At 69.8% G+C, this 22,434-nt stretch carries 22 protein-coding genes; 18 read left to right on the forward strand and 4 right to left on the reverse strand.

What is annotated here, in order from left to right:
- Positions 1 to 49 precede the first annotated feature (49 nt).
- The 12 genes from HD593_RS40590 to HD593_RS40645 all read left to right on the forward strand — a co-directional run bounded on the left by HD593_RS40590 (position 50) and on the right by HD593_RS40645 (position 11,151).
- On the forward strand, positions 50 to 1,195 hold the full coding sequence (locus tag HD593_RS40590; RefSeq protein WP_185107572.1) for an NDMA-dependent alcohol dehydrogenase: 1,146 nt from the start codon (positions 50 to 52) through the stop codon (positions 1,193 to 1,195).
- Between the two features lie 217 nt (positions 1,196 to 1,412).
- On the forward strand, positions 1,413 to 2,630 hold the full coding sequence (locus HD593_RS40595) for an FAD-dependent monooxygenase (protein ID WP_185107574.1): 1,218 nt from the start codon (positions 1,413 to 1,415) through the stop codon (positions 2,628 to 2,630).
- A gap of 118 nt (positions 2,631 to 2,748) precedes the next feature.
- Positions 2,749 to 3,300, forward strand: a complete 552-nt coding sequence (locus HD593_RS40600; RefSeq protein WP_185107576.1) for a flavin reductase family protein — start codon at positions 2,749 to 2,751, stop codon at positions 3,298 to 3,300.
- Positions 3,297 to 4,421, forward strand: a complete 1,125-nt coding sequence (locus tag HD593_RS40605; protein ID WP_221525226.1) for an LLM class flavin-dependent oxidoreductase — start codon at positions 3,297 to 3,299, stop codon at positions 4,419 to 4,421. The genes HD593_RS40600 and HD593_RS40605 overlap by 4 nt, the downstream gene beginning before the upstream one ends.
- Positions 4,422 to 4,462: 41 nt before the next feature.
- A complete protein-coding gene (locus tag HD593_RS40610) occupies positions 4,463 to 4,804 on the forward strand; it encodes a cupin domain-containing protein (protein ID WP_185107578.1) in 342 nt (113 codons plus the stop codon).
- Positions 4,805 to 4,850: 46 nt separating this feature from the next.
- Positions 4,851 to 5,615 (forward strand): SDR family NAD(P)-dependent oxidoreductase, encoded by a 765-nt coding sequence (locus HD593_RS40615; RefSeq protein ID WP_185107580.1) that lies wholly within the window; start codon positions 4,851 to 4,853, stop codon positions 5,613 to 5,615.
- A gap of 168 nt (positions 5,616 to 5,783) precedes the next feature.
- A complete protein-coding gene (gene mftA / locus HD593_RS40620) occupies positions 5,784 to 5,903 on the forward strand; it encodes a mycofactocin precursor MftA (protein WP_185107582.1) in 120 nt (39 codons plus the stop codon).
- An 18-nt stretch (positions 5,904 to 5,921) separates the two neighbouring features.
- Complete coding sequence (gene mftC / locus HD593_RS40625) at positions 5,922 to 7,433, forward strand: mycofactocin radical SAM maturase (RefSeq protein ID WP_185107584.1); 1,512 nt, start codon at positions 5,922 to 5,924, stop codon at positions 7,431 to 7,433.
- Positions 7,433 to 8,602: a pre-mycofactocin synthase MftD gene (mftD, locus tag HD593_RS40630; RefSeq protein ID WP_185107587.1), complete on the forward strand. Its 1,170-nt coding sequence runs from the start codon at positions 7,433 to 7,435 to the stop codon at positions 8,600 to 8,602. The genes mftC and mftD overlap by 1 nt, the downstream gene beginning before the upstream one ends.
- Position 8,603: 1 nt before the next feature.
- Positions 8,604 to 9,338 (forward strand): mycofactocin biosynthesis peptidyl-dipeptidase MftE, encoded by a 735-nt coding sequence (gene mftE / locus HD593_RS40635; protein ID WP_185107589.1) that lies wholly within the window; start codon positions 8,604 to 8,606, stop codon positions 9,336 to 9,338.
- Positions 9,335 to 10,786, forward strand: coding sequence for a mycofactocin biosynthesis glycosyltransferase MftF (gene mftF, locus HD593_RS40640; protein ID WP_185107591.1), 1,452 nt, complete (start codon positions 9,335 to 9,337; stop codon positions 10,784 to 10,786). The genes mftE and mftF overlap by 4 nt, the downstream gene beginning before the upstream one ends.
- Positions 10,783 to 11,151 (forward strand): response regulator, encoded by a 369-nt coding sequence (locus HD593_RS40645; RefSeq protein ID WP_312904065.1) that lies wholly within the window; start codon positions 10,783 to 10,785, stop codon positions 11,149 to 11,151. Before mftF ends, HD593_RS40645 begins: the two co-directional genes overlap by 4 nt.
- 29 nt (positions 11,152 to 11,180) lie before the next feature.
- On the opposite strand, the gene HD593_RS40650 is transcribed toward HD593_RS40645, so the two are convergent.
- Both HD593_RS40650 and HD593_RS40655 read right to left on the reverse strand, forming a co-directional pair.
- Positions 11,181 to 12,491, reverse strand: coding sequence for an aspartate aminotransferase family protein (locus HD593_RS40650; RefSeq protein WP_185107593.1), 1,311 nt, complete (start codon positions 12,489 to 12,491; stop codon positions 11,181 to 11,183).
- Between the two features lie 116 nt (positions 12,492 to 12,607).
- The gene (locus tag HD593_RS40655) at positions 12,608 to 13,555 is read right to left on the reverse strand and encodes a helix-turn-helix domain-containing protein (RefSeq protein ID WP_185107595.1); all 948 of its coding nucleotides are present in this window, start codon (positions 13,553 to 13,555) and stop codon (positions 12,608 to 12,610) included.
- 230 nt (positions 13,556 to 13,785) lie between these two features.
- On the opposite strand from HD593_RS40655, the gene HD593_RS40660 reads away from it, so the two are divergent.
- From HD593_RS40660 to HD593_RS40675, 4 genes are all read left to right on the forward strand, one after another.
- The gene (locus tag HD593_RS40660; RefSeq protein WP_185107597.1) at positions 13,786 to 14,406 is read left to right on the forward strand and encodes a TetR/AcrR family transcriptional regulator; all 621 of its coding nucleotides are present in this window, start codon (positions 13,786 to 13,788) and stop codon (positions 14,404 to 14,406) included.
- Positions 14,407 to 14,504: 98 nt separating this feature from the next.
- Positions 14,505 to 16,040 (forward strand): MFS transporter, encoded by a 1,536-nt coding sequence (locus HD593_RS40665; RefSeq protein WP_185107598.1) that lies wholly within the window; start codon positions 14,505 to 14,507, stop codon positions 16,038 to 16,040.
- On the forward strand, positions 16,024 to 16,593 hold the full coding sequence (locus tag HD593_RS40670) for a TetR/AcrR family transcriptional regulator (RefSeq protein ID WP_185107600.1): 570 nt from the start codon (positions 16,024 to 16,026) through the stop codon (positions 16,591 to 16,593). The genes HD593_RS40665 and HD593_RS40670 overlap by 17 nt, the downstream gene beginning before the upstream one ends.
- A gap of 41 nt (positions 16,594 to 16,634) precedes the next feature.
- Positions 16,635 to 17,876 (forward strand): cytochrome P450, encoded by a 1,242-nt coding sequence (locus HD593_RS40675; RefSeq protein WP_185107602.1) that lies wholly within the window; start codon positions 16,635 to 16,637, stop codon positions 17,874 to 17,876.
- A gap of 11 nt (positions 17,877 to 17,887) precedes the next feature.
- Here HD593_RS40675 and HD593_RS40680 read toward each other — a convergent pair whose 3' ends face one another.
- Positions 17,888 to 19,441 (reverse strand): APC family permease, encoded by a 1,554-nt coding sequence (locus HD593_RS40680; RefSeq protein WP_185107604.1) that lies wholly within the window; start codon positions 19,439 to 19,441, stop codon positions 17,888 to 17,890.
- A gap of 357 nt (positions 19,442 to 19,798) precedes the next feature.
- On the opposite strand from HD593_RS40680, the gene HD593_RS40685 reads away from it, so the two are divergent.
- Together HD593_RS40685 and HD593_RS40690 are read left to right on the forward strand one after the other, a co-directional pair.
- Positions 19,799 to 19,996, forward strand: coding sequence for an MFS transporter (locus tag HD593_RS40685; protein ID WP_185107606.1), 198 nt, complete (start codon positions 19,799 to 19,801; stop codon positions 19,994 to 19,996).
- Positions 19,997 to 20,197, forward strand: a complete 201-nt coding sequence (locus HD593_RS40690) for a hypothetical protein (protein ID WP_185107608.1) — start codon at positions 19,997 to 19,999, stop codon at positions 20,195 to 20,197.
- A 521-nt stretch (positions 20,198 to 20,718) separates the two neighbouring features.
- On the opposite strand, the gene HD593_RS40695 is transcribed toward HD593_RS40690, so the two are convergent.
- A complete protein-coding gene (locus tag HD593_RS40695; RefSeq protein ID WP_185107609.1) occupies positions 20,719 to 22,209 on the reverse strand; it encodes an aldehyde dehydrogenase family protein in 1,491 nt (496 codons plus the stop codon).
- Positions 22,210 to 22,434: the final 225 nt, after the last annotated feature.

Raw genomic sequence — 22,434 nt, forward strand, 5'->3', positions numbered from 1 at the left:
TCGAGGACGAGCGCGACTGCCGCGATGGTCCTACCTCAAGGGTGAGAGCATGCAGACGCGGGCAGCGATCGTGTGGGAACAGAACAAGCCCTGGCACGTCGAGGACATCGAGCTGGACGACCCGAAGGCCGGCGAGGTGAAGATCAAGCTCGCGGCCTCCGGGTTGTGCCACTCCGACGAGCACATCCTCACGGGTGACATGGTGCTCAGCCCGGAAGTCGCGGCGTTGACGGGCGTCAAGCAGTTCCCCATCATCGGGGGTCACGAGGGCGCGGGCGAGGTCGTCGAGGTGGGGCCCGGGGTGTCCACCTTGAAGGAGGGCGACCACGTCGTGCTGTCCTTCATTCCGGCGTGCGGCCGATGCTCGTCCTGTGCGCGCGGCCGGCAGCATCTGTGCGACCTCGGCGCGTTCCTGCTGGCCGGGCGTCAGGTCACCGACATGACGGCCCGGCACCACACGGCGGACGGCGTCGATCTGGGCATCATGGCCTGCGCGGGGACGTTCGCCCCGTACACGGTCGTGGCCGAGAGCTCCTGCGTCAAGATCGATGACGGGGTTCCGCTGGACAAGGCCGCGCTCGTCGGGTGCGGCGTCACGACCGGCTGGGGTTCGGCGGTCAACGCGGCCGACGTACGCGCGGGAGAGACCGTGGTCGTCATCGGGCTGGGCGGGATCGGCATGGGCGCGGTGCAGGGTGCCGCGCTCGCCGGCGCGCGTCACGTGCTGGCCGTGGACCCGGTCGGCTGGAAGCGGGACAAGGCCGCCGAGTTCGGCGCCACCCACACGGCGGCCTCCATGGAGGAGGCCACGGCCAAGGCCGGCGAGCTGACCTGGGGCGCGATGGCCGACAAGGCGATCCTGTGCACCGGCGTCGCGACCGGCGACCTCATCCAGCCGATGATGAACATGGTCACCAAGGGTGGCCGGGGCGTCGTCACCGCGGTCGCCCCGATCCACCAGGAGGACGTCAAGCTCAATCTGTTCGATCTGTCGATGCAGCGCAAGGAGCTCGTCGGCTGCATCTTCGGCAACGCCAATCCCCGCCGCGACATCCCTCGCCTGCTGCGCCTCTACCAGGAGGGCAGGCTCAAGCTCGACGAGATGATCACCGCGACGTACACGCTGGACGAGATCAACCAGGGCTACCAGGACATGCGGGACGGCAAGAACATCCGCGGTCTCATCACCTTCTGACAGTTCGCCTTCGGCCATCGGCCTCCTTGTGCAACTGGGCGACGCTTTCGTCCTATGGCGGACCGGGCGCCGGCTGGCAGCCTCTTCCGGAGGCGGGGGCGTCTTCCAACGACAAGGGGTGAAGTGCGTCCACGCCTACCTAACGCATGAGAAGGCAACACGGTGAGCCCCGATACGAGGCCCAGGCCCGTCGGGACCGCACCGAAGGAGGCTGCATATGTCGAACCGGGCGCGTCGCCGGGCACTTGTCGTAGGACTGGGCATCGCCGGAATCGCCACCGCCCTGCGATTGCAACAGATCGGCTGGACACCGCTTCTTGTCGAAAGGGCCTCCGCGCGTCGCTCCGGCGGCCATTTCATCGCGATGTTCGGTGCCGGCGCCGCTTCCGCGCGGCGGCTGGGCGTGCTGGACGCCATCGGGGATCGCACCCACCAGGATTTCGCCGCGTACGAGGTGAACCGCGCGGGACGCCGTCGCCCAGGCGTGGGTTTCGCCGACCTGCCCGGCAGGCCACGGACCCTGTTGCGCGGCGATGTGGAGCGGGGGCTGTTCTCCGCACTGCCCGACGATGTGGAGATCCGCTATTCCACCGTGCCGGCGCAGCTGGTTCAGGACGACCAGGGCGTCGAGGTCACCCTGCGCAACACCGCCACAGGCGCCACGACCACGGATCGGTTCGACCTGGTCATCGGCGCCGACGGGACCCGCTCCACCATCCGTCAACTGGTCTTCGGCCCGCACCCCGAATACCTGCGCCCGCTGAAGTACATGATCGGTACGACCACGTTGAACGAGCCGGTCGAAGGCTTCTCCCTGAACGAGGGGCTGGTGCTGGCGGAGCCGGGACGTTCGGTATGGACCTTCCCCTTCAGCAACCGTGGACCGGGCCTGATGTTCTCCTATCGCACCGCCGATGTCGATCGCGAGTTCACCCGGCCGCCGATCGAGTCCATCCGGGCGGCCTTCGGCCCTGAACCTCCCGGCGCTCTGCTGGAGCACCTGCTGGTCGAGTTCGGAGAGGCCACGGAATTCCTGTTCGACTCGGTGAACCAGGTCAAGATGCCACGCTGGCATCGCGGCCGGATCGTCCTGGTGGGCGACGCCGCGTGGTGCCTGTCCCTCTACTCGGGCATGGGCGCCTCCACAGCCATCGCCGGCGGCGAACTGCTCGGCACCATGCTGGACCGTCACCGGGGGGATATGGCGGAAGCTCTCATGAGGTGGGAGGAGCGCATGCGGCCATTCGTCCTGCACGAGCAGAAGGGCGCTCTGGAACTGCGCACACTCTTCACTCCCCACGACCGCAAGGAACACCTTTACCGCAGCCTCTGGCTGCGTCTCATCCACACGCCGGTGCTCGGGGCCTTCATGGGCAAGGCCATTGACAACGGCGATGAGATGGCGAACAAGAATTTCGACGTCGCCGCGGCCTGACCGGCGGGCTGGCACTCGCACACACCGTGACGGCGCTCAGGCTCAATGCCCGCCGAGCCGTTCGGAGGACCCTGGGACGAAGACAAACGTCTGCATCGTACGGCTGAGGAGTCAACACATGGCGAACGGCTACGCTCAGGCCCCCCTGGACGGGCGTCTTCTCAGGACGGCGTTCGGGAAGTTTCCCACGGGCGTGGTCGCGGTTTGCGCGATGCACGGACAGGAGCGCGTGGGCATGGCCGTCTCGGCGTTCATGCCGGTGTCGCTCGATCCGCCGCTGCTCAGCGTGTGCATCCAGTTGTCGTCGACGACCTGGCCGCGGCTCCGGGAGGCAGGCGTGGTGGGGGTGAGCGTGCTGAGCCGGGCGCAGCAGGCCCACGCGCGGCGGCTCGCCTCGAAGGAGGCCGATCGGTTCGCGGGTCTGGAGGTCACGCGGCTGGCGTCCGGGGCCGTCGTGGTCGACGGCACTCAGGCCTGGTTCGAATGCGCGATTCGTGAGTCGCACGAGGCAGGGGACCACGAAATCGTCGTCCTGGAGATTGTCCAGCTCCATGTGGAGTCGCACGCGGACGATCCCATGGTCTTCTTCGCGAGCGGTTTCCGTGGTCTGCGGCACGTGCAGGGCGGGAGTGCCGACGGTCGTGCCGGTCTTGAAGTCGCGCATTGGTGAAAGGCATTTCCGTCGATCTATGGAGGGTAAGAGTGAGGTTCGCGGTCTTGTGCGTCCCGTACGCGTTGGATTATGCGGCCGGTACGGACAGCGTTTCCGACGTCATCGCCTGGGACCTGCAAGTCGCCTCATGGGCCGATCAGTACGGCCTCGACGAAGTCTTCTTCGCCGAGCACCACACCCTCGGCCACGAGCCGAGTCCCGCCCCTGAGCTCATGATCGCCGCGGCATCGCAGCAGACGACTCGCGTCCGGCTCGGAGCCCTCGGACATCTCGTTCCCTACCACAACCCTGTGGCACTGGCGCACAGGATGATCTGGCTTGATCACCTGACCGGTGGACGATACGTCGCGGGCGTCGCGCCGGGTGCCTTCCCGACGGACGCGCAGCTCTTCGGGACAGGCATGGAGAACGCGCGCATGCTCGCCGAGGGTCTCGACATCATCCAGGCGATCTTCACCAAGCCCGGACCGTGGCGTATCGACGGGCGGTACTGGACCGCCGACATGCCCGAGTTCTCGTCCAGCGTGAACGGTCCGCATCTCAAGCCTCTCCAGAGGCCGCATCCCGAGATCCTGATGACGGGCATGCAGCCGAAGTCGCCGACTCTCGCCGAGGCCGGCAAGCGAGGCCACAGCCCGGTCAGCCAGGAGGTGTCGAGCCAGACGCTCATCCGGCACTGGGAGACCTACGCCGAGGCGGCCGAGGCCGCCGGGCACACTCCACGCCGATCGAGCTGGCGCGTCACCAGGGATGTCTGGCTCGCGGACACCGACGAGGAAGCCCGCGAGCAGGTGCTGAGCGGCCCCCTGGGCGAGGTCTGGTCCAAGGTAAACCTCCCCCTGTTCAAGGACCTCGGACTGGGCTCGCTCCTGGCGGGAGCCGACGTGCCCGAGCACGATCTCTGCCTGGAGTGGCTCGTGGACAACTTCTTCCTGATCGGCTCGCCGGAGACGGTCGCCAAGAAGATCGAGGCGTTTCATGCCGAGGTGGGCGGCTTCGGCACGCTGCTCATGGGCGCCCCTGGCCGCGGCCGGGAGCCGGACACCTATCGGCGCAGCCTCGAACTTCTCGGCTCAGAAGTGGCCCCCCGACTGTCCCACCTGGTGGCGGGCTCCTAGAGGGGCCCCACCGCAATCAGCCAGCAACAGGGAGTGCCGTCATGGTGAGTGCGAGATTCCAGCCGACCGACGTGCGTATGGACCCGTATCCGGTCGCTCCCGAGCGCTTGACACCGGGAGCGGAGGTCACGGTCTCCATGCTCTGGGAGCGGGAGGACGGGAGCGAGGTCGGCGCGGTGTGGGAGATGACGCCCGGCGTCCTCGACGACGTCCAGGGCAACGAGTCGTTCGTCATCGTCAGCGGACGTTCGCGCGTGGACTTTCCCGACGGACGGGTCCTCGAGTTCGGGCCCGGAGACGCCGGCGTGCTCGCTCCTGGAGACACCTGCCGCTGGACGACGCTGGAGACGGTGCGCAAGGTCGTCGTCTTCCGACTCGGATGAACCGCCACATCCGATCTGAATCGAACTGAAACAGGAGGTCAATGCCATGCTGCTTGAAGGCAAGGTCGCCATCGTCACGGGAGCCGCCCGCGGACAGGGCGCGTCTCACGCGAGACACCTCGCGGAAGAGGGAGCGTACGTGCTCCTCACCGACATCCTGGACGACCAGGGCAAGGCAGCGGCGCAGGAGCTCCGGGACAAGGGTCACGGCGCCGGCTACGCACGGTTGGACGTGCGGGACAGCGCAGCGTGGAACGAGGTCGTCACGGAGCTCGTCGACGACAAGGGCTCGCTCGACATCCTGGTCAACAACGCCGGCGTCTGCGAGGTGTCGGCGGTGGAGGAGTGCTCCGACGAGGAGTGGGCGTTGATCATGGAGACCAACGCGGCCGGCATCCTGCGGGGTTGCCGCACGGCGATTCCCGCGATGAAGGCGACGGGCGGTGGTGTGATCGTGAACACCTCCTCGGTCCAGGCCCTCAAGGGCAGCTGGGGGTACGCCGCGTACCAGGCGAGCAAGGCCGCCGTGCTGGGACTGACACGATCGATGGCCATCACCTACGCCAAGGAGAACATCCGCGTCAACGCCATCGCCCCGTCAGCGGTGAACACGGCGATGCTGGAGCACGAGAAGGCGCACTTCGCCACGAACGAGTACTTCGACTTCGACACCTGGTTGTGGTCCCAGCCGATCAGCCGCGTCGCGGAGCCGGAGGAGGTGTCGAAGCTCGTGGTGTTCCTCGCCTCCGACCTCTCCGCCTACTGCACCGGCGGGGTGTTCCCCGTCGACGGCGGCCTCTCCGCCGGCTGACCGATGAGGGCGACCGGCCGGCACGCCTGTGCTGGCAGGTCGTTCCAAGCGGGTGGCGCTCGTGCTCAATGCCTCGGGCGGCCGACATGACAGGGTCGGATCTCCGAGGCTGCCCGCCTGCCACCCACCCCATGAAGCACGGCAACGTCATTCAACGAAGGAGGAGTCATGAACGACCCGATCATCGCGACCGGCCTGCCTGATGAGACCGCTCAGGAGTCCGACGTGCTCACCGAGGACATGCTGCTCGAAGACGTGTCGATCGATGGCATGTGCGGCGTCTACTAGCCAAGATCGGAACACGCGATGACAAGCTTGCTGAATGACGCATGGGAGCTTTCTCCCAATGTGGCATTGCGGCCGGAACCCTTCGGCGCGCTGGCCTACCACTTCGGCAACCGGCGTCTGTCCTTCATGAAACGCCCGGAGCTGGTCTCCGTCGTCCGCGCGCTCGCCGGCCTGCCCGACGCTCGTACCGCGCTGGTCCTGGCGGGGGTGTCCCCGGAGCAGTGGCCCGCCTACTCCTCCGCGCTGAGCGCCCTGGCCGACGCCGACATGATCAGACGGCGTACGCCGGGAGCGGCGCTCACGCCGCAGGCCGCACAACCGGCCGGAGGCCGTACCGGTACGGCCGGCGGAGGGCTCGTCAAGCGGTTCGAACTCGGCCTCGCCGCCCCGATCTGCCTGACCTGGGAGCTGACCTACGCCTGCAACCTGTCGTGCGTGCACTGCCTTTCCTCGTCCGGGCGGCGCGATCCTCGCGAGCTGAGCACGCGGCAGTGTGAGGCGGTGATCGACGAGCTGCAGGCGATGCAGGTCTTCTACGTCAACATCGGCGGCGGGGAGCCGACGATCCGGCCGGACTTCTGGCACCTGCTGGACTACGCGGTGAGCCGCCGGGTCGGGGTGAAGTTCTCGACCAACGGGGTGCGCCTGACGCCCGAGCGGGCCCGGCGCCTGGCGGCCACCGACTACGTCGACGTGCAGGTGTCCCTGGACGGCGCCACGGCCGAGGTGAACGACCGGGTGCGCGGGCCCGGTTCGTACGCGACGGCGATGCGCGCGCTGGACAACCTGGCCGCCGCCGGATTCGAGAACGCGAAGCTGTCGGTGGTCGTCACGCGCGAGAACGCGGGCCAGCTCGATGAGTTCAAGGCGATCGCGGACGCTCACGGGGCGACGCTCCGGCTCACCCGGCTGCGTCCCTCCGGCCGTGGCGCGGACGTGTGGGACGAGCTGCACCCGACGGCCGAACAGCAGCGTGACCTGTACGAATGGCTGCTGCGATCGGGTGAGGACGTGCTGACCGGCGACTCGTTCTTCCATCTGGCCGGCTACGGCGAGTCACTGCCGGGGCTGAACCTGTGCGGTGCGGGCCGGGTGGTGTGCCTGATCGATCCGATCGGCGACGTGTACGCCTGCCCGTTCGCGATCCACGACCGCTTCCGCGCGGGCAACCTGCTGTCCCCGGGAGGTTTCGCCCGGGTGTGGCGCGAGTCGGAGCTGTTCGCGGAGCTGCGTTCGCCGCAGACCGGCGGCGCCTGTACGGGATGCGCCTTCTTCGACTCCTGCCGGGGCGGCTGCATGGCGGCGAAGTTCTTCACCGGCCTGCCGCTGGACGGCCCCGACCCCGAATGCGTACAGGGCCACGCGGCCGACGCCCTGGCCGCGGCCGGGCGGACGGTGCCCCGGCCCAGCCAGGATCACTCCCGCCGCGTCCCGGTGCGGATCGGCCCGCGCCCCGCCGCTCCGCCGGTGCGCGCCTGCGCGGAGAGCCCGCTGGCCGGACTGGCCGTATCCCCGGAAAGAGGTCTGTGATGCCCGCTTGGTTCGAGACGGTGGCCGCGGCGCAACGCCGGGCCCGGCGCCGCCTGCCCAGGTCGGTGTACGCGGCCTTGCTGGCCGGCTCGGAGAAGGGCGTGACCTACCGCGACAACATGGGCGCGTTCGCCGAACTCGGCTTCGCGCCCCATGTCGCGGACCTGCCCGCCAAGCGTGACCTGTCCACCACCGTGATGGGCCAGCCCGTGTCCCTGCCGGTGCTCATCTCACCGACCGGCGTGCAGGCCGTGCACCCGGACGCCGAGGTGGCGGTCGCGCGCGCGGCCGCGGCCCGCGGCACGGTCATGGGGTTGAGCAACTTCGCCAGCAAGCCGGTCGAGGAGGTCGTCGCGGCCAACCCGCAGACCTTCTTCCAGATGTACTGGATGGGCACCAAGGAGTCCATGACGGCGGAGATGGAGCGCGCCCGCGCCGCCGGCGTCAAGGGCCTGATCGTGACGCTGGACTGGACGTTCTCCCACGGCCGCGACTGGGGCAGCCCGTGGATTCCCGACCGGCTGGACCTCAAGGCCATGGTCAAGCTGTCGCCTCAGGCCCTGACCCGGCCACGCTGGCTGCTCGACTTCGTCAGATCCGGTCGCCTGCCCGATCTGACGGTGCCCAACGTGGTCCCGGCGGGGCAGCCGGCCCCGACGTTCTTCGGCACGTACGGCAAGTGGATGCAGACGCCGCCTCCCACCTGGGAGGACGTCGAGTGGATGCGGGAGCGGTGGGGCGGCCCGTTCATGGTCAAGGGCATCAGCCGGCTGGACGACGCCCGCCGGGCCGTGGCGGCCGGAGCCACCGCGATCTCGGTGTCCAACCACGGGGGCAACAACCTGGACGGCATCCCGGCCAGCATCCGGCTGCTGCCGGCCATCGCCGAGTCGGTCGGCTCGCAGATCGAGGTGCTGCTGGACGGGGGCGTGCGGCGCGGCGGCGACGTGATCAAGGCGCTGGCGCTCGGTGCGCGCGCCGTCATGATCGGGCGGGCCTACCTGTGGGGGCTGGCCGCCAACGGCCAGGCCGGGGTGGAGAACGTGCTCGACGTCCTGCGCAACGGGATCGACTCGGCGCTGCTGGGCCTCGGCCACGCCTCCGTCCACGACCTGACCCCCTCCGACGTGGTGATCCCGCCCGGCTTCACCCGGGAGATCGGCACCTGAGGTGTCAGCAGACCTGCCCTGGCCCGCACTGCCGTCATCGCCCACCGTCCTGATCCCCCTCGGATCGACCGAGCAGCACGGACCCCACCTGCCCCTGCACACCGACACCACGATCGCCGTCGCGGTCACGCGAGCCGCCTCGGCGCGCCTGGCCGCTCCGGTCGTGGTCGCGCCCGCCCTCGTCTATGGCGCCAGCGGCGAGCACCAGGGCTTCCCCGGCACCATGTCGCTCGGCACGGAGGCCCTGCGGTTCCTGCTGGTCGAACTCGTCCGATCCCTGTCGTTGTGGGCAGGACGCACCGTGATCGTCAACGGGCACGGCGGCAACGTGCGCGGCCTGGCCGAGGCCGTCACGCAGTTGAGAGCCGAAGGCCACCACGTAGCGTGGGCGCCGTGCGCCGCCGACGGCGCCGACGCACACGCGGGACGCAGCGAGACCTCGCTCATGCTGCACCTGGCCCCCCACCTCGTGGACCTGGCCCGGGCGAAGCCCGGCAACCTCACCCCCCTTCCCCAGCTCATGCCGGACATCCTCGCCAGAGGCATAGCCGGCGTGTCGCCCTCAGGGGTGCTCGGGGATCCCACCGCCGCTTCTGCGCAGGAAGGGCAGCGCCTGTTCGACCGCATGGCGGAGGACGTGGCGGCCAGGGTGAGTGAAGGGCACGTGGGCCCGGACGGGTGCCTGATGCACCCCCGGGCGCCGGGCGCCGCGAGAGGAAGAGGAATCACCCCATGACCAGCACCCGCGACGCCGGTTCGCTGCCGATCGGGTTCGCCGTCCGGCTGAATCGGCACGTGCGAGTCCGCGACCAGGGCCGCACTCTGGTCGGCGGAGCCCCGACCCGCCTGATCCGCCTGTCCAAGGCCGCCGCCGCTCACCTCGACGGCCGCACCATCCGCGTCCGCGACCGCGCCTCCGCCCTGCTGGCCGACCGGCTGCTCGAAGGCGGCCTGGCCGATCCCGTCGTGGCCGACCTGCCCGGCCTCGACCCGGCGCTCATCACCGTCGTGATCCCCGTACGCGACCGGCCGGAAGCCCTCGGCAGACTGCTCACCTGCATCGGAGACCGGCACCATGTGATCGTGGTGGACGACGCGTCACGAGCCCCTGCCGCCATCGCCGGCGTCGTCTCCCGCCATGGTGCCGAGCTCGTCGCGCTGAAGCGGAACGTGGGCCCCGCCACCGCCCGTAACGAAGGGCTGAAACGGGTCACCACCCCCTACGTCGCCTTCGCCGACGACGATGTGGTCCTCGAACCCGACGCCCTGCCGCTGCTGCTGCGGCACTTCAACGACCCGCGCGTGGCCATGGTCGCCCCGCGTGTGCTGGGGCTGCGCCTGCCCGGCCGGGACCGGTGGGTCGGACGCTACGAGGACGCCCGCTCCTCACTCGACCTCGGCGTGCATGCGGGCATCGTCCGCCCTCGCGCGCCCGTCTCCTGGGTGCCCAGCGCCTGCCTGCTGGCCAAGGTGGACGCCCTCGGATCCGGCTTCAGCGCAGGCATGCGCGTCGGCGAGGACGTCGACCTCGCCTGGCGGCTGGCCGGCGAAGGCCACCGGGTCCGCTACGAGCCGGCCGCCACCGTCTATCACGAGCACCGCACCGCCATCCCCGACTGGCTCAGGCGCAAGGCCTTCTACGGCACCGGAGCCGACCTGCTCGCCCAGCGGCACGGCCGTGACGTGGCCCCGGCCATCGTCACCCCCTGGAGCGCCGCCTTCGCCACGGCCCTCCTCCTGCAACGCCGCTGGTCGCTGCCGGCCGCCGCGCTCATCTTCGCCGCCGCCACCCTGCGCCTGTCACGCAAGGTCCGCAACACCGAGCACCCCGTCCGGCTCGGCGCCGTCCTCACCTTCGACCGCGCCCTCGCCGCGACCTGGCAGCTCAAGGCCCTGCTGCTGCGCCACTGGTGGCCGCTGGCCGCGATCGGCTGCCTGTTCTCCCGGCGCATGCGCCGTGCCGTGGCCGCCGCCGCCCTCTTCGACACGATCGTCGATTTCCGCCGCACCAAGGCCCACCTCGACCCGTTCCGCTTCGCCGTCGCCCGCCGCCTCGACGACCTGGCCTACGGGTCCGGCGTCTGGTACGGCGCGTTCAAGGGCCGCTCACTGCGGGCCCTGCTGCCCGACATCCGGTGGACGGGAACGCGCGGCCACGACACGAGGACGGAGGCCGATGGGTGACCGCCATCCGGGTGCTCATCGCCGACGACCAGGCCGACGTCAGAGGCGCGATCATGATGATCCTCAACGGGACCGACGACATCGAGGTCGTAGGTGAGGCCGGCGACGGTGAACAGGCGGTCACCATGGCCCGGGAGTTGCGACCCGACGTGGTGCTGATGGACGTGCGGATGCCGCGGCTCGACGGCGTCTCCGCCGCCGGGCGACTGACCGGGGTCTGCGCCGTGCTGATCCTGACCACGTTCGCCACCGATGAGGACGCGTCCCGGGCACGGCGGGCTGGCGTGGCGGGATTCCTGCTCAAGGACACCGAAGCCACAGCTCTGGTGGAGGCCGTCAGGGCAGCGGCTCGCGGTTCCGGCTGAATCCGCGAGCCGCTGCCCTTCCAAGCAGGTCAGCTGTCGCTGTTCCCCTGGACCCGAGGCGCCGGCAGCGAGTCGAAGACGTCGGCGAACGCTTCCGTCGTCGCGTCCACATCCGCCAGGGTGTGCTGGGTGGACAGGAACAACCGCCCTCCCGGCAGCAGATAGACGCCGTACTCGAGCATGGCCGGGACGACGTGCTTGCCCCAGTGCTCCCAGTCGGCCTCGGCGTAGTCATCCGGACCGGTGAGCCGGGGCACTCCCGGAGCGACCATCGCCGTGGCCCCGAGATGGTGCGCGGCCACCACGTGCCCGGCCTCGATCGCCGCCATGCGCACCCCCTTGACCAGGGCCTGCCCCAGCGCGTCGATATGGTCGTACACCCCTGGCTGGGACAGCACGTCGAGCGTGGCGGTCAGGACCGTCATCGCCAGCGGGTTGCCGTTGAACGTGCCCGAATGGACGGCGCCCTGCAGGACGAGGTCGATCACCTCGCCCCTGCCGGCCACCGCGGCCACCGCCATGCCGCTCCCGATGGCCTTCCCGTACGTCGCGAGATCCGGGGTGACACCGAAGCGGCCGGCGGCGCCGGACAGGCCGAGTCGCAGCCCGGAGACCACCTCGTCGAAGATCAGCAACGCGCCGTGTTCGTCGCACAGCCGTCGCAGGCCCTCCAGGTAACCGGGCTCGGGGGCGACGCTACCGGTGTTCGACGAGGTCGGATCGACCAGAACGGCGGCGATCCGCCCGGGCTCGGCCTCGAAGGCCGACGCGCAGTTGTCCAGGTCGTTGTAGAGGCCGACACGCAGGTCCGCCAGCGAGGAGGCTGGCTGTCCCAGCGAGTGCGGAACAGGCTCTCCCCCCTTGCCGTAACCCATGTAGCTGGCCAGCACGGTGTCGTGCCATCCGTGGTATCCGCCGCCGAGCTTGACGACGATGTCCCGTCCCGTGTGCGCGCGCGCCAGACGCAGGGCGATCTGGACGGCCTCCGTGCCGGTGTTCGTCCACAGCAGGCGTTCAGCCCATCCGAGGGCGCCCAGGAAACGCTCCGCGGCGACGACCTCGTGCATGTTCCCGCCGCCGAACATGATGCCCCGGTCCAGCTGGGCGTGCGCGGCTTCCAGGATCGCCGGGTGGCCGTGCCCCAGCAGCAAGGGGCCCCAGCCCAGCACGTAGTCGATGTAGCGGTCACCGTCGATGTCGACCAGGTGGGCGCCCTTGCCGGACTCGAAATACAACTGGTGCGGATACACCCCGCCACGCACGCTGGAGGCCACGCCACCGCCGATGCTCCGGCACGCGCGCTCCCACAACGCCTTCGAACTGCTCCACCGTGGCTCCATCGACTGCCTCCTGTACGGCCGGTCCAGACCCCACCACGGTGCTGCACCAGCACAGGACGCTCATTGGGCCAGCGTGCCAGCCGATCGACCGCCTGCGTCACGCCCCGCGGTCGCGGTCAGGGCGCCTTCCGCAGCCCTTTGCGGTAGGTGGCCGGTGTGCTGCCGTGCACCCGTTTGAAGTCGTTGATGAAGTGGCTCGCATCGGCGTAACCCCAGCGCATGGCGATGGTCTGGACCATGTCGTCGGTGTGCAGCAGGTCGCGGCAGGCCCGCTCCAGCCGGCGCCGGCGCACCAGGGAACCGAAGCTCTCGCCCGAGTCGGCGAACAGGCGATGCAGTGAGCGCACGGAGATTCCGTGCTGCTCAGCGGCCTGGGCCGGCAGAACCTGGCCGAGGTGGAGGTGGTCGTCGATCCACCGGCTCACCGACAGGCGCATGCCTTCGCTGACTGCCGCTCCCGATGGCCGGCGATGCTCCTGCACCACGCTGAGCAGGAGTTCGACGACGATGTTGCGCGCCACCCCGATGGCCGTGGGACTGAGCCGGTCCGCTTCGGCCGCTATGGTGAGGAGCACCCCGCGCAGGAGGCGCAGCGAGGCCTGATCCTCCTCGAGCACCGCCTCGTCCAGTATCAGCGAGTTGCTCTTGGCCATGTGCAGCGCCGGCTTCGGCACGAGCACCACGGTCTGCGACATCGGGTCGAGGATCTCCGACTCCACCAACGTCGTGGCGTCCCAGACCTCGACCGGTGCCGACAGCACGTACTCACGGTGGTCGCCGAACACCACCCGCTCGGTGAACCTGCGTGTGTTCACCGACACGCCGATGTACTGCGTCACCGGCGAGTCACTCGCGTAGCGGGTGCCGAAGGGGTCGGCTTCGACGTCGACCAGAACGAGGTCCTGCAGCGTGCGCCGCCGGAACCGGCCGCGAAACGACGTGAGCTGCTCCGGGAACCACACCGAATCGGCCATGCGGCTCGACACGTAGGCGTTGTTCCACGCTCGCACGCACTCGGGGGTGATCGGCCCGTCCATGTCCAGGCGCCCCGCGGTCTCCGCCATCACAGCGAGACCTCCGGCGTGGCGGGCTGGGTCGCCGTACGGTACGGCACGAACCGAGCGGGACGGGCAGCGGATCGAATGCTCTTCACGCGGTGCTCCGGGTCGTCACGGGTCAGCGAGCCAGGGCTGACCGGTCGTCGTGGCCCCACCGTAGACGCGATTTGTTCACCTGACAATGTCACCTGAACAACTTCTGCCGTCGGGGGTCCGCGGTCCCCTACGATCAGACCGTGGCACACGTGAGCGCCGCCGAGCGCCGACCACAGCTCATCCGCGCCGCCATCGCCGTGATGCGCCGGGACGGCGTGGCAGCCGCCAGCACGCGGGCGATCGCCGCCGAACTCGGCATCGCGCAGGCGACGGTGCACTACGTCTACGGCGCCAAGGACGAGCTGTACCGAGCGGTCATCGAGCAACTGACCGCCGACATCGCCGAGCAGGTCAGGGCCATCGACATACCGGCGGGCCCGGACTTCCACGCCATCATCGGCGCGTTCGCCCAGCGGCTGTGGCGTACCGTCGTCGAACAGCCCCACGTCCACCAGTTGATCGCCGAGCTGTTCGTCATGGGGCTTCGCTCCCCGTCCTTGCGCCCCACCATCGCCGCGTATCAGCGGCGGCTCGACGGCGTCTTCGAGGACGCGTTCCGGGAGGCCGCGGCATACGCGGGCATGACCTTGGCCCATCCGGTCGAGGAGGTGGCCCGCTTCTTCTTCGCCGGGCTCGACGGGCTGATCCTGCAGCGGCTCGCCCGCCCCGACGACCTGGCCGACGAGCGCTCGCTCCTCCAGATCGTGGCGGCCACGACGGCTCTGGCGGAGGGGCGCCTGCCCCTCACAGGGTCCCGGTAGCGGCGATCCCACCTGCGACGATCGGCATCCGTGCACGGCCACACTCTCCTAACTGACCAATTGGTCTGTTGTACCGTCCAAGAGGTACAGTGGATGTCATGACGACGATTACCACTCGAACACGCGCCGGACGGCGCGAATGGCTTTCCCTGATCGTGCTCACGCTCGCCGTCGTGCTGCTGGCAGTGGACGGCACCGTGCTCGTCCTGGCGATCCCGGCGATGACGGCCGACCTCATGCTCACCTCGACGGAGGTGTTGTGGACGGGCGACATCTATTCGTTCATGATCGCCGGACTGCTGGTGACGATGGGAAACCTCGCCGACCGGATCGGACGCAAGAAGCTGCTGCTGATCGGTTCGGTCGGTTTTGGACTCACGTCGGTGGTCGCCGCGTTCGCGCCCAACGCGGAGATGCTGATCCTCGCGCGGGCGCTGCTGGGCCTGTTCGGGGCGACGATCATGCCGTCGACGCTGTCGATCCTGCGCAACATTTTCGAGGATCCGAAACAGCGGGCGAGCGCGATCGCGGTATGGGCGGCCGGTGCGACCGGAGGCGCAGCCGTGGGTCCGCTGGTGGGCGGAGCGTTGCTGGCGAACTTCTGGTGGGGATCGGTGTTCCTCATCAACGTGCCGGTGATGCTGCTCGTCGTGGTGTGCGGGATCACGCTGCTGCCGGAGTCGAAGCACCCCGCGGGCAAGAGGATCGACGTGGCCTCCGCGGTGCTGTCGGTGCTGGCCATCGTCCCGATCGTGTACGCGATCAAGCACATCGCCGGCCACGGCTTCGACGTGTCCGCGGCGGTGAGCACCGTGCTCGGTCTGGGGGCGGGCGCGCTGTTCGTACGCCGCCAGCGCCGGCTCGAGCATCCGCTGGTGGACATCTCGCTGTTCCGTGTCCCCGCGTTCGCGGGCGCGGTCGCGGCGGAGACGATCGCGGTCTTCGCCTTCATCGGTCTGCTGTTCTTCTTCTCGCAGTACCTACAGCTCGTACGCGGCCTCGGCCCGCTCCAGGCGGGCCTGGTGGAGCTGCCGGCGACCATCGCCTCGATGCTCGTCATCGCCATCGCCAGCACCGTCCTCACCTATCTGGGCCGCGGGCGCGCGATCGCGATCTCGATGATCGTCTCCGCGTCTGGGCTCGCGCTGCTGGCGGTCGCCGAGGCCGCTCCCGGTTACTGGCTGCTGTGCCTCGCGCTGTCCATCTGCGGGCTCGGCGCGGGCCTGAGCATGACGCTGTCCACGGACGCCGTCGTCGGCGCTGTCCCCAAGGAGCGGGCGGGAGCCGCCTCGTCGGTGTCGGAGACCGCCTACGAACTGGGCGTGGCACTCGGCATCGCGGTGCTCGGATCGCTGCAGAACGCCCTCTACCGGGCCCACCTCGATCTGCCCGGCGGGCTGCCGGAGGACGTGCGCGCCGCCTTCAACGACTCGCTCGCCACCGGTGCCGCGATCGCCGAGCAGGCCGGCGGCAAGCTGGCTGCGATCATGGAGTCCGCGCGGCACGCCTTCACCGGCAGCATGCAGGTCACCTCCCTCATCGCCGCCGCGCTCCTGCTCGTCGCCTCCGGCGTCGCATGGCGCTTGATTCCCTCGACCAGAGAAAAGGAGCCCCAGCATGACGGCCACCACTAAGCGGCCCACGAGCCGCGACCGCGAACGCACCCGCCAGGCGATCATCGCCGCCACCGGACAACTCCTGCAGGAACGCGGGATGCGGTTCAGCCTCGCCGACGTCGCCACCGTCGCCGAAGTCTCCAAAAGCGGCCTGCTCTACCACTTCTCCAACCGCGAAGCGCTCCTTGTCGCGGTGGTCGACCACGCCATCGCCCGCTTCCGCGACGAGGTGATGGAACACACCGACATCTCCGAGAACCGCGCCGGCAAGCTCCTTCGCGGCTATGTCCGCGCCCTGTGCGGGGGCAGCGAAGACGCGATCCGGACCTTCGCCCCCTCCACGCACTGGGCCGGCATCGAGGAGGTCCCCGAGGTCGCCGAGCTGCTGCGCGCGGACGCCGAATGGTGGCGGGCCGCCTTCCTCAAGGACGGGCTGCCCGCCGCCCGGACCCACGCCGTCCGCTTCGCCGCCGAGGGCCTCGCCGCCGCGCTCGCGTTCGACGTCGCCTACGTCACCCAGGAGGAGCTCGTGATGACCCGCGCCGCGCTCCTCGAACTCGCCGAACCATGACCCACGCAACGGCCACACCCGGGATCAGAGAGGACGCCACGATGACCAGTGAACCGCTCACCACCGCAGGGAACGCCGAAGATCCGTTGTTCGACCCGTTCGCTGAAGGGTTCACCGACGATCCCTATACGCAGTACGCGCGGCTGCGCGAGACCGCGCCCGTGCACGAGAACCCGTTCGGTTTCTGGGTGGCCTCCGGCCATGACGACGTCTCGGCGTTGCTACGCTCCGGCGCCTCGGTCGAGATGCGCAACGTGACCGCCTTCGACGCCGCCGGGCAGGACCAGGCCGGGCAGTCTGCCATGCCGGCGACCGACGACGTCTCCATGCTCCACCGGGACCCGCCGGACCACACTCGCCTGCGCAGGCTCGTCCAGAAGGCGTTCACGCCCCGGGCCATCAAGGCGCTCGAACCGCGCATCGCCGAGCTGACCGACGGAATGCTCGACGAGATCGCCGACGCCGCGAGCGTGGACCTGGTGCCCACGCTCGCGTTTCCGCTGCCGTTCGCCGTGATCGCCGAGATGCTCGGCACACCGCCGACCGACCACGCCCGGGTCCGCGATCTGAGCGGCACCGCGGTCCGGGCGCTGGAGCCCGTGAACGACGAGGACGTGATGAGCGCGATCGTCGCCGCCCAGGAGGAGCTCGTCGGCATCACGGCGGAGATGATCGCGTGGAAGCGCGGCCATCCAGCGGACGACCTGCTCACCGCGCTCATCCACGCGGAGGAGGACGGTGACATGCTCAGCGAGGACGAGCTCGTCGCGCAGGTCCTGCTGCTCTACATCGCCGGCCACGAGACCACCGTGAACCTGCTCTCCGGCGGCACCGTCGCCCTGTTGCGGCATCCGGACCAGCTCGCCGCGCTTCGCGCCGATCCGGCGCTCATGCCGGGAGCGGTCGAGGAGCTGCTCCGCTACGACAGCCCCGTCCAGGCGAGCGGGAGGGTCACTCTGGAACCGATGGTGCTGGGCGGCGTCGAGATCCCCGCGGGGGCGTTCGTGATGGCGCTGCTCGGCTCGGCGAACCGGGACGAGCGGCGCTTCGGGCCGGATGCCGGCGAGCTGCGCGTCGACAGGGAAGACGCGCATCACCATGTCTCGTTCGGAGCCGGGCCGCACCACTGCCTCGGCGCCGCGCTGGCCCGGCTGGAGGCGCGGGTCGTGTTCGAGCGCATGCTGTCCCGGTTCCCGGCCCTCGCCCTCGACGGAGAGGTCAGGTGGAACGGCCGGATCAACCTGCGCGGACCCGCCTCGGTCCCGGTGACCGTGCGCCCCTGATGACACCCGGCTCAGGTGCCGGGGACGTCCTCGGGTCTCGCGGTCACCTGCGGGGTGAAGTCCTCGTCCTCCTCGATCGCCGGAGGGTGTTCGAGCGGGACGAGGACACCGTTCTCCTCCTGGTCCCCGATCCGCTCGTACACCTCGGGACGCCTGGCCTTGAGCCAGCGGGCGTACAGGGCACCGCCCAGCGCCACCAGGATGAGGAAACCGATACCGAGCGCCCCGAGCTCCGCCGACCCGAACAGGGCTTCACGCTGCACCGTGGCCAGGTAGAGCACGACCGACATCCCGCACAGCGCGACGACCGGGGCGACGAGACGCTTCCAGACCGATACGTGCAGGTGCCTGTTGCGGGCGAAGAACACCACGGTGGCCAGTGCCGTTCCCGCGAACAGCGCCACCATGCACCAGCTCGCCAGGCCGTACTGCATGGTGTAGCCGACGACGGGGTCCAGCTGGAACGTCGCGGGAGCCAGGGCGACCACCAGGAGCGTGACGGACACCGCCACGGCAGCGGTGGACGGGGACTTGTACCGCGGGTGCACCCGGGCCAGCCATCGGGGGAACACCCCGTCCCGCGCGAGGGCGAAGACGTAGCGCGCCGCGATGTTGTGGATGGCGAGCAGGGCGGCGGCCGCACTGGACCACGTCAGCACGTAGCCGAGCTGCTGCATGAACGTGCCGGTGTAGGCGGCGATGCTCGCCATGAACGCGTTGGTGGGGTCCGCCGCGGTGGCCATCGCGGGGCCGGTTCCGTGGGCGATGAGGTAGACGTACGAGCCGATGCCGTAGAACCCGGCCAGAAAGACGACCGTCAGGTACGTCGCGCGCGGGATGGTCTTCACCGGGTTGCGGGTCTCATCGCGGTACACCTGGATGGACTCGAACCCGCCCAGGCAGGACAGCCCCATCAGCAGGGCGAAGCCGAGGGAGCCGGTCGCCAGTTGCCCGTCCAGGTCGAGCGACCGGCCTTCCGGGCCGCCGTTGGCCACGACGGCGAGGCTCCAGACGGCGACGATGAGGACTTCGACCGCCAGGGCGACGCCGAGGACGCGTACCGAGATGTCGATGTTACGCAGGCTCAACCAGCTGATCACGGCCCACTGGACGAGCACGATCAGCCACCACGGGATGTCCGGGCCGCCCAGGTTGTTGTGCAGGAGACTCTGCTCGGAGAAACCGGCGACCACGTAGGTCGAGGCGCCGAGCCCCAGGTACGTCAGGATGGCGAGGAAGCCGCCGCCGAGCCCGACGGTGCGGCCCAGTCCCGCGATGATGTAGGTGTAGAAGGCGCCCGGTTTCTCCATGTATCGAGCCATGGCCACCAGGCCCACGGCGAAGACGAGCACCAACGCCATGATCGTTAAGTAGACCACGGGGGTGCCGGCTCCGATGCCGCCGCTGATGACGATGGGGACGGTCGCCGCCATGACGGTCAGCGGGGCGTTGAAGGCGAGGGCGGTGAAGATCAAGCCACCGGTGCCGAGATGGCCTTGCAGGTGCTCGCGGCCGTCCTGCTGCGTCTCGAGCGATGGCGCGCTGTGCGAAGTCGTGTCGTCCACGCCTCTCCAATCGGGGTAGTGCGAGGAAGGCGTCACCCGGGCTCACCGCACCGGACGTGCCGCTCTGGCCGATGCCGTGATACTCCCTGCGCGGCAGCGGCACGGATTGAACCGGCGCGCCATGCGATGCTCGTGCAGCGACAGCCGCGCTGCGGTTCCTGGACGGCGCTCCCCACTCGGCACCAAGGTGATGCGAAAGATCATTCGCTGCTGTGAGGACGCCATGCCCGTAGCCCGGGACCAGCACGTGGGTTCTGGAGGATCGTTACGCGCAGCGGCTGAACGAACTCCCCTCCCCGGTGCCACCTGGGGACGCGGACATGAACCACCGAGCACTGACGCGGGCCGCAGGCGCCCTTGTGGACCGGGACGACCGGCTTCGTCACGGGCCTGCTCCTCGCGGGGCCGGCGACCTCGATGGAGGTGCTGATTGCGGGCCGGGTGGTGCAGGGCTTCGGCGGCGCCCTGGTCGGCGTGGCCGTGTACGTCGTGGTGGCCAAGGTGTATCCGGAGGAGCACCGCCCGAGGATCTTCTCCTTGCCCGCCACCGCCTGAGTGCCGCCCTCGCTGGCCGGCCCGATCACCGCCGGCGTCATCGTGGACACGGTCGGCCGGCGATGGGTGTTCCTGTCCGTGCCGGCGCTGATCACCGTGGCGGCACCGGCTCTGCTGCGCGGCCTGGCCGGACACCCTGTCTCCAGCGGCCGGTCATCGCCGCTCCAGGCCTGCACCGCAAGGCCGGTCGGGCCGCGCTGACCGCCGTCGGTGCGGTCCTGACGCAGTACGGCAGCGGTGCCGGGCTGCTCGTTCTGAAGGACTGATCGTGCTCGCCGCGGCACTGCCCCGCCTGTTACCCAGGGACACCTTGAGGGCGACGGCCGGCCTGCCCGCCGTCGTGGCGCTGCTCGGGCTGACCACCGGCGCCTTGCCTTCTACGCCGCCGAGGCCATGGTGCCCTTGATGCCGGCCGGCGAGCGGGGACTGCCGGCCGCCACCGCCGGCATCGCACTCACGGGCGGGGCGCTCACGTGGGCGTTGGGGTCGTGGTCGCAAGGAAGGCGGGGCTTCGCCCGGACCACCAACTTCCGCCTCGGTACGGCACTCGTCGCCGTGCTCATCGCGCTGACCGCGGTGTGGGTGGCTATCGTCCGCCCGCTCTCATCTGAGCGAAGCCCGCGTCCGTGACAGTTGTCTGATCAGGTGAAAGCCGGCCGTCGCCGGCATGGGTAAGGGCGGGCGCCGGGCGCCCGCCCTTCAACCTGCTCGATGACCCACAGTCACTGGAGCCGGGTGCAGACCGATTTGACCTCGGTGTATGCCTCCAGCGCCTCGTGACCCATCTCCCGGCCCCAGCCGGACTGCTTGTAGCCGCCGAACGGCAGAGCGGCGTCGAAGACGTTGTAGCAGTTGATCCACACCGTACCCGACCGGATCTTGCTCGCGAGCGCGTGCGCCTTGGAGATGTCGCGCGTCCAGATGCCGGCGCCCAGCCCGTACGGGGTGTCGTTGGCCTGGGCGGCGATCTCGTCCAGGTCGGAGAACGGCGAGGCCACCACGACCGGGCCGAAGATCTCCTCGCGGACGACCCTCATGTCGGGGCGGATGTCGGTGAGCACGGTGGGCTCGACGAAGTAGCCTCGCTCGCCATGCCGTGCGCCGCCGGCCACCGCTCGCGCGCCCTCGTCCCGGCCGGAGTCGAGCAAGCCGGTCACCCGGCGCAGCTGCTCGTCGGAGACCAGCGGCCCCATCTGGGTGTCCGGCTCCAGGCCCCGGCCGAGCTTGATGCTGCGGGCGATGCCGGCCACGCCCTCGACCACCTCGTCGAACCTGCTCTGATGGACGAACAGGCGCGAGCCCGCCACGCAGCACTGGCCGTGGTTGAAGAAGATCGCGTTGGCCGCGCCCTCGATGGCGAGCGCCGGGTCGGCGTCGTCGAAGACGATGTTGGGACTCTTGCCACCGAGCTCCAGGGTCACCTTCTTCAGGTTGCCGGCCGCGGCCCGCACGATGAGCTTGCCGACCTCGGTGGAGCCGGTGAAGGCCACCTTGTCCACGCCGGGGTGCGCGGCGAGCGCGGCCCCGGCCGTCTCCCCGTAGCCGGGCAGCACGTTGACCACGCCATCCGGGATGCCCGCCTCGGCGATCAGCTCGGCCAGCCGCAACGCCGACAGAGGCGTCTGCTCGGCCGGCTTGAGGATCACCGTGTTGCCGGTCGCCAGCGCGGGACCGAGCTTCCAGGCCGCCATCAGCAGCGGGAAGTTCCACGGGATGATCTGGGCGACCACGCCGACCGGCTCCCGGAGCGTGTAGGCGTGGAACGCGGCGCCGGGCGCGGTCGGTGCGGAGATCGAGATCGTGTTGCCCTCGATCTTGGTGGCCCAGCCCGCCATGTAGTGGAACAGGTCGGCGGCCAATGGCACGTCGGCGAACCTGGCCACGGCCAGCGGCTTGCCGTTGTCCAGCGACTCCAGCTGGGCGAGCTCCTCAAGGTGTTCCAGGATGAGGTCACCGATCCGCCAGATCATCCTGCCACGCTCGGACGGAGTCAGTCGCGACCACGGGCCTTCGAAGGCTCGCCGGGCGGCCTTCACCGCGCGTTCGACGTCCTCGGCGTCGGCCTCGGCGATGCGGGCCAGCGTCTCGCCGGTGGCCGGGTCGGGGGTGGTGAAGGTCTTGCCGGAGGCGGCGTCCACCCACCGGCCGTCGATGAAGAGCTGCCGGGGCTTCGCGACGAAGTCCTCGACACTCTTGTCCAGGGTGACCGTCATCGGCGTCGTTCCTTTCGTTCAGGACTCCGGCGGTTCGGCGACCTCGTCGTTGAGGGCCGGCCGAACGTGTCCAGGGGTGCACAGCTGGGGGGGGTCGGAGCAGGCGGCACGAGACCACACGACGGTCCGCTGCCCGCATCGCTGCTGCGGTGAAACCGGCCCGGCGGCAGGTCCCTGCCCGAACGATCCAGCAGGGGCCGGCCGCGGCCTTCTCGTGAGCCGTCC

This window comes from Nonomuraea rubra (assembly GCF_014207985.1).
Taxonomy (GTDB): domain Bacteria; phylum Actinomycetota; class Actinomycetes; order Streptosporangiales; family Streptosporangiaceae; genus Nonomuraea; species Nonomuraea rubra.